We start from the raw sequence: 12,049 nt of genomic DNA on the forward strand, positions 1-12,049 counted from the left end.
ACCAAGAAGAAAATGTAACAAAAGAGTTACGAGGACACTTCTCACTAAAACGCTAGTTCATTAAAGACTATGTATAAAACAAAAAGCACCTTTCGGTTACATACTGAAAGGTGCTTTTTTAGTATAGTAAAATGTGTTATATAGAACCGATTTAATATGTAATAATAAACAACTTTGATTTTACTAATAGTTTGATTTATAAGCTAACGTTTCAAGATAGAAATATAAATTAGCCAATATCTGTTAATTAAAAGACGATTATTTTTTTCTCTTACGTTTAGCTTTTTTAGCCTTACGAGCAGCGATTCTTAACTCTCTTTCTTTTTCTCTTTTTGCTTTTGCTACAGCATTTGCTGGTTCTTTGATTTTTGGCCAATTTTCATTAGCTTTTCTTTTAAGCTCTTCAGGGTTTTCATTCAACCATTTTTGCTTAGTATCTGCAAGTGCATTGTCATAAAATAAAAATAATTTATCATTATCAACTAAAAAGCTTTCAGGATTGATTTCAACTTTGCTTCCATTAGCTCCTACAGCATAGGCGCAATATCCACCATATTGTGGTTCATACATATCTGGATTGGCTTCAAATTTACTTCTATTGTCTTCTGAAGCAAATTTGTACCAAGCACCATTGTGACCTGCTGTGTACAAAGTTTTACCTTTAATAGCATTTCCGTTGAAATATTCAGTTACATCATAACCTTCGGCTATGTATCCATCTTTGTTAGTATTTATAGCTTCTTTGTTTGCTGTACACGATAAAAGGATAGTGGTAAATGCAAGGAGTAATAATGTTCTCATAGTTGGTTGTATTATGTTTTATTAGATGTTGGTATATAGACGTAAAATTTTAGTATCTGTTACCAAGTTTGCTGATTATATACACTGTTATAAATATTACATTTCGTCACCAAAGAAAATAGCATTCATTAATAACTTATTTGTACCGTACCAAAAAGCTCTAAAGTTTGTGTTGTCTGTGAAATATATAACATTTCCACGTCCTAAATTTCCTTTTTTAAATGCAGCAGTATTTTTTAAATTATTCAGATTAGGAGAAGAAATATATCCACTTAACAATGGGTCTGCAGTATATTGAATAGGATTGTTATAGCTATTCTTGTCTTTTTCCATAAAAGTTGTTGAATTTCTGAACATAGGTAGTGTGTTGTTTTTGTAACCAAAAGCAATAGGGTGTGAGCGGTCTAGCGTAGTTTCAAAAATAGCACCTCCTACAACTTGTGCTCCTGAGTGATCTCGACGTTGTTCAAAAGTTATATTTGTTGCGGAATCTTTACGAGACTTAAATTTAATCTTCATAAAATCATTTTTATCAAAGAAACGACCAGCATTTTTATATCCAATAATAGTACCTCCGTTTGAAACCCACGTTTTCAAATGTTCAATATCATTTTTGTCTAGTGCAGAACCCCAGCTAGCAGGTAAAATAATATCAGTGTATCTGCTTAAATCAACTCGGCTGAAATCTTTAGTGTCTAACTTTGTAATCATCATATCGTAACGTTGATCGAATAAATGCCAAATCTCTCCTGCATCATAAGGGTTAACGCCTTCGCCAACTAGTAAGGCAACTTTAGGCATTTCTAACGCTCTAAACTTTCGGCTACCTAAATCTATTCCACTAGTTTGTCCAGTGCTTACTGCCGAAATTTTAATACCTGTATTTTTTACTACTTGATTGATAAATTGTGAAATTTCATTAGGGGATATATTTTGATTTTTGACAGGAATTAAAATTGTTCCATAATCGTATTGAGTGTTTCCGCTAGTTAAGGGTGCCATACCAACGCTTGCTCTAATTCCTTTGTCCAAAATCATAGCTAAAGCTTTTGGTGCGTAGTAATCGTGCCACTCCATCAAGTAAGCATAGTTTGAGTTAGATGGTGCTGCGGCTGCTGGTTTTTTGAGTTCATCAATAACAGCTCCAGCTTTATTTAGTGAAACCTTTTCATCGTAATCTAAATTAAAAGCTAGAGGAAATGTCCAAGCGCTAATATCATAAAATAAGCTATCTCTAAATGAAGTGCGTTTTTCGAACATAGCTTCAATAAGTCTAGTTTGTCTTTGGTTTTTTGGAACAATATAACTAGCCCCTTTTTTATAATTCTTCCCGTTTAGTGAAAAATCTGAAGCAACTTCGTGAAATGAAATATTATGACGCTTTAATATTTCGGCTAGATGGTAAGCTTTTGAGGGGTCTTTTTCATCACCAAAAACAATAGCTCCACCTTTTGAAGCTTGGTTAAAAGCTTCTTTGTAAAATTTTTGTTGATATTTTAAAATTTTGGTCCTCATAGCTACTGCCGCTTCAAGAGTTGATAAAGCTGCGGTAAACTGGTTACGAATTGTGAAAGGAAAAGTGAGGATTCCATTGTCACTTTCTTGGGCGTGACCTCTTGAGGATGCTTGTTCAAATAGGATACCTATACTCCCGTTTATATCTGGAAATGAAGATCCTTTTCCGTAGTAGAAATCGTCATAATCCTCTTCAGTATAATAAAAACTCCCTATTTTATCAAAGGCTTTTGCGTGATATGTTCCTATCTCGCCTGTTAAAGCTTGGTTTTCTAAGGGCGTTAATGGGTGTGTTCGTGATGGAATTCCTGGTTGAAAAAAGAAACTTGAGTTTGTTCCCATTTCGTGATGATCTGTAAGAATATTAGGGAGCCATTTGTGAAATGTTTCAATACGAGCTCTGCTTTCTGGAAGTTGCGCAGGTAGCCAGTCACGATTCATATCAAACCAATAATGATTTGTACGACCTCCAGGCCATACTTCATCGTATTCTCTATCATTAGGGTCTGGATTTATATTTTTACTTTTATTTGTATTTGCCCAATACGCAAATCGTTGAAGACCATCAGGATTGTATGATGGGTCAAATAATATAACCACATCGTTTAGTAATTTGTCTATTTTAGGACCTTGAGCGGCTGCCAAATAATATGCTACTGCTAATGCTGCGTTAGATCCACTTGCTTCATTACCGTGAATTGAAAAACCTTCTTGAACAACAATGGGCATAGTATTAACATCCATAATACCTCCATTTTTTGATGTTAGAGATAGATGTTGTTCTCTAATATTTTCAATGTTAGAATGATTCTCAGGAGATGTGATTGTTAGTAGTATTAGTGGATGCCCTTCAAAGGTGTTGCCTCTGTTCTCGATTGTGATTCTATTACTAGCCTTCGCAAGAGTTTGCATATAGTAGACTAACTTATCATGTGTAATGTGCCATTCTCCAACTTCATGCCCAATAATCTCAGCTGGTTTTGGGATGTCTTCATTATATGTTACATCTGTAGGTAGGTAATAGGATAACGATTCGGTTTTAATTTGTGCGTTTAATACGCTAATAAACAGAAGTAGTACTAAGGTTAGTATTTTTTTCATAGCTGAGATTTTTTTTCTTTTTTCAATTGCTTAAAAATAAAAAAACCGCTTCAGTAAAACTAAAGCGGTTTCATATAATTTGAAAGTTTAACTACTATATGTCGTCAAAACTTATGTCAGTAAAGTTTGTTTCAGGATTTTGTTCTGTATCCTCTTGAGTTGAGGGATTCGAATTGTAAGAAGATTGTTCTTCTCTCTTAAAATCTTTTTGATGACGTTCACTAATTACTTCTTCACCTTTTTCATTGATAACGTACTGTATCATTTCGTCTAGGTTGTTTTTAAATTCGTGAAAATCTTCTTTATATAAGTAGATTTTGTGTTTTTTGTAGTGAAACGAACCATCATCATTAGTAAATTTTTTACTTTCAGTGATAGTTAAGTAGTAATCTCCAGCCTTAGTGGCTCTAACGTCAAAAAAATATGTGCGTCTTCCAGCACGCATTACCTTGCTATATATTTCTTCTTGCTCCATTGCGTAATTATCGCTCATAGTAATAATTTGATATGTTTGTTTCCCTCAAAAATCTAAAAAAAATATAAATACACCAACTATATATTACATTTCTTTTTCGGTGAGCTGTTTCAGGTACAATTCTTTGTAATAACCATCTTTGTTTAATAAGTCATTATGAGTTCCTTGCTGTATTATAGCGCCTTCTTCAAGTACTATAATCTTATCTACATTTTTAGCAGATGAGATTCTATGTGAGACAATAATCGTGGTTTTCTTTTCTGAAATTTTATGAAGGTTTTTGAGTATTTCTTCTTCAGTTTCTGTGTCAACTGCTGAAAGACAATCATCAAAAAGAAGAATTTCTGGGTCTTTAATAACGGCTCTTGCAATTGAAACTCTTTGTTTTTGTCCACCACTTAATGTGATACCTCGTTCACCTAATATGGTATCGTAACCATTTTTAAAACCATTAATATTTCGGTGTACAGATGCAAGTTTTGCGGCATTTATCACTTCTTCATCAGTGGCATTTTCTTTTCCGAACTTGATGTTATCTTTTATAGACTCGCTAAAAAGAAATGCATCCTGAGGGACGTAACCTATACAGCCTCTAAGACTTTGAAGGTTTACTTGTTTAATTGGTTTGTCGTCAATTAGTAGCATTCCATCTTCCACATCGTACAGCCTAGCAATTAGTTCAAGTATTGTAGATTTACCAGAACCTGTATTTCCTATAATAGCAAGAGTTTCTCCTGGGTTGATTGTAAAGTTTATTCCTTTCAGCGCAGTAATATTAGTATCCCCATATGTAAATGTTAGCTCTTTAAATTCAATTTTTCCTCGTATCGAAGTTTTTTCTTGTATGTAGTTAATTATTGCTGGTTCGGTTTTTAAAAACTCGTTGATTCGTTTTTGTGAAGCTTCAGCTTGTTGAATCATTGATGTTACCCAACCTACAATGGCTACTGGCCACGTAAGCATGTTTACGTAAATTAAAAATTCTACGATAGTCCCAAAATTTTCAATTTCTCCACTAATAAATTTTGTTCCACCTATATATATAACAAGAATATTACTTGCGCCTATTAAAAGCATCATTAATGGAAAAAAAAGCGCTTGTACTTTTACAAGATCTATATTCTTATTTTTACTTCCTTCAGAAAGTTCTTCAAACTCGTCATTGATTCGAGCTTCGATTCCATAAGCTTTAATAACTCCTATTCCACTAAAACTTTCTTGCGTAAATGTTGTTAACTTTGATAAATATTGTTGAACAACTGTACTTCGTTTATGTATTGAAATACTAAGTCTGTAAATTAAAATGGATAGAATGGGTAGAGGAGTAACTGCATATAGAGTAAGTTCTGGCGCAGTGTAGAACATATATGAAATTACAACAATAAATAAAGTGATAGTGGTTGTGCTATACATTATTGCTGGTCCAATATACATACGAATTTTTCCAACATCTTCACTAATTCGATTCATTAAATCTCCTGTTCGATTTTGTTTATAAAAGCCTAAGGAAAGTTTTTGATAGTGAGCATAAACTTCATTTTTTAAATCGTATTCAACTTTTCTAGAAACAATAATTATAGTTTGTCGCATTACAAAAGTGAATAAAGCAGCGAGTACAGTCGCTCCTAAAAGTATGAGGATATTCTGTAATAATTCAGACTGAACAAAAGCCATATCTGTTATTTCTCCATTGATTTTTTTCTCTACAACGTTCACAGAATCACCTACTTTCATAGGTACAACTAGTTTGAAAATTGTGGCGACTACGGTGATAAACATCCCTAGGAATAGCCTACCGCTGTACTTGCGTAAATATTTATTAAGGTATTGGAGTTCTTTCATTTATGGCATTGCGAGTTATTAACAAATTCGCATTTTAACAACATTCTTTTTGTCACATAGTCAACAAACAATTACTTTTGCACGTCCTTTTTGAGGATGTAAAAATTTTAATCTTATGACAACAGAGATATTAACGAACAAAGATATTGAAAAATTTGCACCTGTTTTTGGGCAATTATCATTTAAAGATCACGAGCAAATCGTTTTTTGCAATGACAAAGATACAGGTTTAAAAGCAATCATTGGGATACATAATACCACTTTAGGTCCTGCTTTAGGAGGAACAAGAATGTGGCAATACAATAGCGAACAAGAAGCATTGAATGATGTATTGCGTTTATCTAGAGGTATGACCTTTAAAAGTGCAATCACTGGATTGAATTTAGGTGGTGGTAAAGCTGTTATTATTGGTGATGCTAAAACTCAAAAAACTCCAGAGTTAATGTTGAAGTTTGGAGAGTTTGTAAACGGTCTTAATGGTAAATATATTACTGCAGAAGATGTAGGGATGACTACTGCAGATATGGATTTAGTGCGTACAGTAACACCTTATGTTACTGGAATTAGCGAAGATAAAGGTGGTGCTGGAAATCCTTCGCCCATTACGGCATACGGTACTTTTATGGGTATGAAAGCTGCTGCTAAGCACACTTATGGAAACGATGATTTAGAAAATCGTGTAATATATGTGCAAGGTATTGGTAATGTAGGAGAAGCTTTAGTTGAACACTTAAGTAATGAAGGAGCTAAGGTTTATATCAGCGATATCAATCAAGAACGTTTAGAAGAAGTTCGTGATAAATATAGTGTAGAAATTTACGGAGGGGATAATATCTATGGTGAAGAAATGGATATCTACGCACCTTGTGCTTTAGGAGCGACAATTAATGATCAAACAATTAATCAATTTAAAGCAAAAATTATTGCTGGAGCTGCAAATAACCAATTAGCAGACGAAGTCAAGCACGGACAACTTTTGAGAGAAAGAGGTATTGTTTATGCGCCGGACTTTTTAATTAATGCAGGTGGAATTATCAATGTTTACGCTGAACTAGAGAACTACGGAAGACAAGAAATTATTCGCAAAACTGAAAATATCTATACTACTACTTTAGAAATATTAAGTACAGCAGATGCAAAAGGTATTTCAACTCATAATGCCGCATTAACAATTGCTCAGGCTAGAATTGACGCTAGAAAAGCAGAAAAATCATAAATAAGTACAAAACAGAATTTATATTTCTAAAATCTGAAGTTAATTTAAATTATCTTTGCACCGCATTTAAAATACAAATGCGGTGCTTTTTTTAGCCGAAATTTTAACGATTGAAGCCACTTAAACCAATCAAAGTTCTTTAAAACTATGTTGACACGAAGACATATACGAGTAAAGGTATTACAATCAATTTATGCCTTGCGCCAAAGCAATAATCCAGACTTGGATAAGCAAGAGAAATTTATGTTTTATAGCATAGAACAAATGCTTGATCTGTATGCATTAACACTACAACTACTTGTAGAAATGCGACTTGCCGAAGAGAAATTTTTAAAAACATCACAGAAAAAACACCTTGCGACAGAGCAGGAACGTAATTATAGTCGTTCTTTCTTAGACAATAAAGCCCTTGACTTAATTGAGCATAGTGAGCCATTAAACACCTTTGTGGAAAATAGAAATATCAACTATTGGAAACAAGACGATGAGTATGTAACAATACTTTTAAAAGAACTTCGCTCTCAGAAATTCTTTAAAGAATATTTAAAAAATACTGAAACTACTTTTGAAGATGATCGAGACTTTTTAGTTAAGGTATTTAAAAGAGTTATTGCTCCTAATGAAAAATACTACGAGTATCTAGAAGATAAGCGAATGACGTGGGTAGATGATTTCCCAATTGTAAATACTGCTATAGTAAAATCTTTAGGTAAAATTTCAGAAAAAAATGCAGATGCTTTAGTACTTCCAGAACTTTATAAAAATGAAGATGACCGAGAGTATGCTCAGCAATTATTAAGAAAAACTATCCTTAATGATGAAAAATTAGCTGGTGCTATTGAAGGGAAAACTCCTAATTGGGATCAAGATCGTATTGCAGAATTAGATATGATTATTCTAAAAATGGGGATTTCAGAATTTCTTTATTTCCCGTCTATTCCTGTTAGAGCAACTATCAATGAATATCTTGAAATCGCTAAAGAGTACTCTACTCCTAAAAGTAGCATCTTTATCAACGGTATTTTAGATAAACTAGTGAAGGAGCTAACGGAATCTGAAAAAATCAAGAAAGTTGGTCGCGGGCTTCGTTAGAACTAAAAATTTGAGTAAATTAGCGCTCTTAAAAATTAAAACTATTTTAACTATGAAAAATTCAATTTTAGTGGTGGCAGTAATGGCACTATTCGCATTTACATCTTGTAAGAAAAATGCAGCTGATAGCGTAAACGAGACAAATGTTACTGCAGCAGCAGACCGTGACGCAAAAGCTGGTGAATACCCAGTTATGCAGTTTGAAGAAAAGCAATACGATTTTGGTGAACTTACACAAGGAACTCCAGTTGAGCACATTTTTAAATTTACAAACACAGGAAAAAGTAACTTAGTAATAGTTGACGCTAAATCTAGCTGTGGTTGTACAGTACCTACTTATACTGATAAGCCAGTTGCTCCAGGTGAGTCAGGTGAATTGTTAGTTAAATTTAATGGTTCAGGTAAAAACCAAGTAAGTAAAACAGTAACAATTACTGCTAATACTGAAGCTGGTAAAGAAACATTGTTGATCAAAGCTTTTGTAAACCCTAAAGAGGGAGCAGCAGCAGGAGCAACAAAGTAATCTAGAAATTAATAATATTTAAAAAGCACTGATATGGGCGATTTAGGCCAGATGCTTCCTATTGTTTTGCTATTTGCTGTGATGTATTTTTTTTTGATACGTCCATCAATGCAAAAGCAAAAAAAGGAAAAAAAATACATAGCTGAAATCAAAGCAGGATCAAAGGTTGTTACTAAAAGCGGAATGCACGGTAAAATACTTAGTCTAAATGATGACGGTACTTGTATCATTGAAACAGGAGCTGGAAAAGTAAAGTTTGAAACTTCAGCACTTTCTATGGAAATGAGCCAAAAACTTAGTGAGAACACACTAATCAAAAAATAGTGCTTTGACTTTTAATGCTCAGCTTTTAAAACTGAGTAATTAATCTAAAGTTATATAAACTAAAAAAACCTCTAACATTTAAAATGTTAGAGGTTTTTTAATGGTATAAATTTTCTATTTTTTTGCTGCTAATTGAGCGATGTTTACAATCACTTCAATGGCTTTTAGCATACTTTCAACTGGAACATATTCAAACCTTCCGTGGAAGTTATGTCCTCCAGCAAATATATTAGGACAAGGTAATCCCATAAAACTTAATTGTGATCCATCAGTACCACCTCTAATTGGTTTTATTAGTGGAGTAATGCCAGCTAGTTTCATTGCCTCCTCTGCCAAGTCAACAATATGCATCACTGGTTCAATTTTTTCACGCATATTAAAATACTGATCTTTAATTTCAACGCTTACCACTTCCTTTTCAAATTGAGAGTTAAGTTCGTTAGCTAGTTTAACCATCATCTCTTTACGAGCTTCAAAATGCCCTCTATCGTGATCCCTAATAATGTATTGTAATTGCGTGCTGTCTACTTCACCTTTAATACTGTATAAATGGAAAAAGCCTTCACGATCTGCGGTGTGTTCAGGTGTTTCTAACCTTGGTAATGAGTTAATATAGTCAGTAGCAATATACATACTGTTCACCATTTTACCCTTAGCATACCCTGGGTGAACAATTTTACCTTTTATTGTTACTAAAGCACCTGCTGCATTAAAGTTTTCATATTCAAGTTCACCAATCTGGCTACCATCCATAGTGTATGCCCATTCAGCTCCAAATTTATTAACATCAAACTTATGTGCTCCACGACCTATTTCTTCGTCTGGTGTAAATCCAACTCTAATTTTTCCGTGTTTAAGTTCAGGGTGTTTTACTAAGTATTCCATTGCGCTAATAATTTCAGCGATACCAGCTTTGTCATCAGCTCCTAATAAAGTTGTACCATCAGTAGTGATAATTGTTTGTCCTTTATATTGTAAAAGATCCTCAAAATAATCTGGAGAAAGAACAATATTTTCAGCTTCATTTAAAACAATATCTTTTCCATCATAGTTTTCAATGACCTGAGGGTTAACATCTTTTCCTGTAAAATCTGGTGTGGTGTCAAAATGCGAAACAAAACCAATTGTAGGTACATCGTGATCTACATTGCTAGGTAGTGTAGCCATTATATAAGCATTGTCATCAATAGTAACATCAACTAATCCAATGGTTTTTAATTCTTCCACTAACGCATTTGCCAGGTCCCATTGTTTTGCTGAACTAGGAGTAGTGTCACTTTCCGGATCACTTTCTGTGTCAACGGTTACGTAACTAATAAATCTATCAATAAGGTGTTGTTTTTCAATCATAACTCTATGGCAAAGCCGAAATTTTAATACGTTAATAGTACCTCAAAAATACCAAATTTAGGCTCCGATTCATAATCAACATTAGGCTTTCTTTTACAATTAATCATCCATCTGAAATGAATGTGATTTTGTACTTTTGTATTTCCAAAAACCCACTGATGTATAAACTGTTATTACGCCCAATACTATTTAGTTTTGATCCTGAAAAAGTGCATTATTTTACTTTTTCTTTGATTAAATTTTGCCATAAGTTAGGGTTGGGAGGACTTTTCACAAGTTTGTATAAAGTAACTGATAAAAGATTAGAGCGTACTCTTTTTGGACTTACGTTTCAAAATCCTGTGGGACTTGCTGCAGGGTTTGATAAAAACGCAGTGTTGTATAATGAGCTGGCTAATTTTGGTTTTGGTTTTATAGAAATAGGAACAGTAACGCCCCTTGGGCAAGAAGGAAATCCTAAACAACGATTATTTCGGCTAAAAGACGATAAAGGTATTATTAACCGAATGGGGTTTAATAATGATGGACTAGATGCTGCTATTGAACAACTAAAAAAGAATAAAGGCAAACTGATAATTGGTGGTAATATTGGTAAAAACACACAAACATTACCTGAAAACTATACAGCAGATTATTTAACTTGTTTTAATGCTTTGCATCCGTATGTCGATTATTTTGTGCTCAATGTAAGTTGTCCTAATGTAGGGAGTCATGCTAAATTAAACGATAAAGATTATCTTGAAGAGTTAATAGGAGCAGTGCAAACAGCCAATTTGTCTTTTGAAAAACAAAAACCAATTCTATTAAAAATTGCGCCAGATTTAAATGATGTGCAATTAGATGAAATTGTGGATCTTGTGTTAGCAACAAAGCTAGATGGCGTAATTGCTAGTAATACTTCTATCGATCGTACAGGATTAAAAGCAACCGATGAGCGCTTGGCTCAAATAGGTAATGGAGGGTTAAGTGGTCAACCTATAAAAGATAAAAGTACGAAGGTTATTAAATACCTTTCTAATAAGAGTAATCGTGCATTCCCAATTATTGGGGTGGGAGGAATCCATAGTGCGAAAGATGCTTTAGAGAAATTAGATGCAGGTGCAAGTTTAGTACAGGTGTACACAGGGTTTATTTATGAAGGACCTTCTCTAATTAAAAAAATTAATAAAGCTATCTTGAACTCTTAATACATCTAATGTTAGAAAATCTTTATCTGTTTTCGATTGCAACAATTGTGCTCGCTATGAGTCCGGGGCCAGATAATATTTATGTGTTAACACAGTCCTTAGTTAATGGTGTTAAAAGTGGTATTGCTACAACGGTTGGTTTAATTAGTGGTTGTATTGTGCATACAAGTTTGCTTGCTTTTGGGATTTCCGCGATTATAACTGCTAACGAATCCTTATTCTACGGCATTAAAGTTTTAGGCGCGTGTTATTTAATATACTTAGCATATAAAGTATTTTCAAGTGATTCTGAAATTTTACTTGGAGCGAATGCCCCTAATAAATCTGCAGCTCAATTATTTAAACAAGGGTTTATTATGAATTTATTGAATCCAAAAGTGATGATATTTTTCCTTGCTTTTTTTCCGGCATTCATTTGGAATCCTGAAAGTGAAACGGTTTCTCAAATTTTTATTTTAGGCTTCACATTTATGTTTGTGAGTCTTATTGTGTTTAGTGGAATTGCTTTGTTAGCGGGTAGTATTTCTTCGTATCTACGTCATAATAAAAATATAGGACTTGTTTTAAAATGGCTGCAAATTATTGTCTTTATTGGAATAGCCGTTTTTATATTGGTGCCGTAG

General features: G+C 33.5%; 11 protein-coding genes. 6 read left to right on the top strand and 5 right to left on the bottom strand.

Annotated elements, in window-relative coordinates; all coding sequences use genetic code 11:
- Positions 1 to 258: 258 nt before the first annotated feature.
- The 4 genes from GBH57_RS15050 to GBH57_RS15065 all read right to left on the bottom strand — a co-directional run bounded on the left by GBH57_RS15050 (position 259) and on the right by GBH57_RS15065 (position 5,734).
- Positions 259 to 801: a YHS domain-containing (seleno)protein gene (locus GBH57_RS15050; RefSeq protein WP_151675328.1), complete on the bottom strand. Its 543-nt coding sequence runs from the start codon at positions 799 to 801 to the stop codon at positions 259 to 261.
- A gap of 96 nt (positions 802 to 897) precedes the next feature.
- Positions 898 to 3,417, bottom strand: coding sequence for a M14 family zinc carboxypeptidase (locus GBH57_RS15055; protein WP_151675329.1), 2,520 nt, complete (start codon positions 3,415 to 3,417; stop codon positions 898 to 900).
- Between the two features lie 94 nt (positions 3,418 to 3,511).
- On the bottom strand, positions 3,512 to 3,910 hold the full coding sequence (locus tag GBH57_RS15060; RefSeq protein WP_151675330.1) for a PUR family DNA/RNA-binding protein: 399 nt from the start codon (positions 3,908 to 3,910) through the stop codon (positions 3,512 to 3,514).
- 66 nt (positions 3,911 to 3,976) lie between these two features.
- Positions 3,977 to 5,734 (bottom strand): ABC transporter ATP-binding protein, encoded by a 1,758-nt coding sequence (locus GBH57_RS15065; protein WP_151675331.1) that lies wholly within the window; start codon positions 5,732 to 5,734, stop codon positions 3,977 to 3,979.
- Between the two features lie 115 nt (positions 5,735 to 5,849).
- On the opposite strand from GBH57_RS15065, the gene GBH57_RS15070 reads away from it, so the two are divergent.
- The 4 genes from GBH57_RS15070 to yajC all read left to right on the top strand — a co-directional run bounded on the left by GBH57_RS15070 (position 5,850) and on the right by yajC (position 8,889).
- Positions 5,850 to 6,950 carry a Glu/Leu/Phe/Val family dehydrogenase gene (locus tag GBH57_RS15070; protein WP_151675332.1) on the top strand — a complete coding sequence of 367 codons (1,101 nt, stop codon included), beginning with the start codon at positions 5,850 to 5,852 and terminating at the stop codon, positions 6,948 to 6,950.
- Positions 6,951 to 7,097: 147 nt separating this feature from the next.
- Entirely contained in the window at positions 7,098 to 8,042 is a 945-nt protein-coding gene (gene nusB / locus GBH57_RS15075; RefSeq protein ID WP_151675333.1) for a transcription antitermination factor NusB, read from the top strand.
- A 52-nt stretch (positions 8,043 to 8,094) separates the two neighbouring features.
- Entirely contained in the window at positions 8,095 to 8,565 is a 471-nt protein-coding gene (locus GBH57_RS15080; RefSeq protein ID WP_151675334.1) for a DUF1573 domain-containing protein, read from the top strand.
- 33 nt (positions 8,566 to 8,598) lie between these two features.
- A complete protein-coding gene (gene yajC, locus GBH57_RS15085; RefSeq protein ID WP_151675335.1) occupies positions 8,599 to 8,889 on the top strand; it encodes a preprotein translocase subunit YajC in 291 nt (96 codons plus the stop codon).
- A 114-nt stretch (positions 8,890 to 9,003) separates the two neighbouring features.
- Here the strand turns inward: yajC and pepT are convergent, their stop codons facing one another.
- Entirely contained in the window at positions 9,004 to 10,239 is a 1,236-nt protein-coding gene (gene pepT, locus GBH57_RS15090) for a peptidase T (RefSeq protein WP_151675336.1), read from the bottom strand.
- 158 nt (positions 10,240 to 10,397) lie between these two features.
- On the opposite strand from pepT, the gene GBH57_RS15095 reads away from it, so the two are divergent.
- Together GBH57_RS15095 and GBH57_RS15100 are read left to right on the top strand one after the other, a co-directional pair.
- Positions 10,398 to 11,426 carry a quinone-dependent dihydroorotate dehydrogenase gene (locus GBH57_RS15095; protein ID WP_151675337.1) on the top strand — a complete coding sequence of 343 codons (1,029 nt, stop codon included), beginning with the start codon at positions 10,398 to 10,400 and terminating at the stop codon, positions 11,424 to 11,426.
- Between the two features lie 8 nt (positions 11,427 to 11,434).
- Complete coding sequence (locus GBH57_RS15100) at positions 11,435 to 12,049, top strand: LysE family translocator (protein WP_151675338.1); 615 nt, start codon at positions 11,435 to 11,437, stop codon at positions 12,047 to 12,049.

It is taken from the genome of Patiriisocius marinus, from assembly GCF_008974325.1.
Classification (GTDB): domain Bacteria; phylum Bacteroidota; class Bacteroidia; order Flavobacteriales; family Flavobacteriaceae; genus Patiriisocius; species Patiriisocius marinus.

What these genes read in the sequence shown, in the direction of transcription:
- GBH57_RS15070 (WP_151675332.1), top strand. Translation starts at nt 5,850, where the DNA reads ATGACAACAGAGATATTAACGAACAAAGATATTGAAAAATTTGCACCT.
- yajC (WP_151675335.1), top strand. Translation starts at nt 8,599, where the DNA reads ATGGGCGATTTAGGCCAGATGCTTCCTATTGTTTTGCTATTTGCTGTG.
- GBH57_RS15065 (WP_151675331.1), bottom strand. Translation starts at nt 5,734, where the DNA reads ATGAAAGAACTCCAATACCTTAATAAATATTTACGCAAGTACAGCGGT.
- GBH57_RS15060 (WP_151675330.1), bottom strand. Translation starts at nt 3,910, where the DNA reads ATGAGCGATAATTACGCAATGGAGCAAGAAGAAATATATAGCAAGGTA.
- pepT (WP_151675336.1), bottom strand. Translation starts at nt 10,239, where the DNA reads ATGATTGAAAAACAACACCTTATTGATAGATTTATTAGTTACGTAACC.
- GBH57_RS15100 (WP_151675338.1), top strand. Translation starts at nt 11,435, where the DNA reads ATGTTAGAAAATCTTTATCTGTTTTCGATTGCAACAATTGTGCTCGCT.
- GBH57_RS15050 (WP_151675328.1), bottom strand. Translation starts at nt 801, where the DNA reads ATGAGAACATTATTACTCCTTGCATTTACCACTATCCTTTTATCGTGT.
- GBH57_RS15055 (WP_151675329.1), bottom strand. Translation starts at nt 3,417, where the DNA reads ATGAAAAAAATACTAACCTTAGTACTACTTCTGTTTATTAGCGTATTA.
- GBH57_RS15095 (WP_151675337.1), top strand. Translation starts at nt 10,398, where the DNA reads ATGTATAAACTGTTATTACGCCCAATACTATTTAGTTTTGATCCTGAA.
- nusB (WP_151675333.1), top strand. Translation starts at nt 7,098, where the DNA reads ATGTTGACACGAAGACATATACGAGTAAAGGTATTACAATCAATTTAT.
- GBH57_RS15080 (WP_151675334.1), top strand. Translation starts at nt 8,095, where the DNA reads ATGAAAAATTCAATTTTAGTGGTGGCAGTAATGGCACTATTCGCATTT.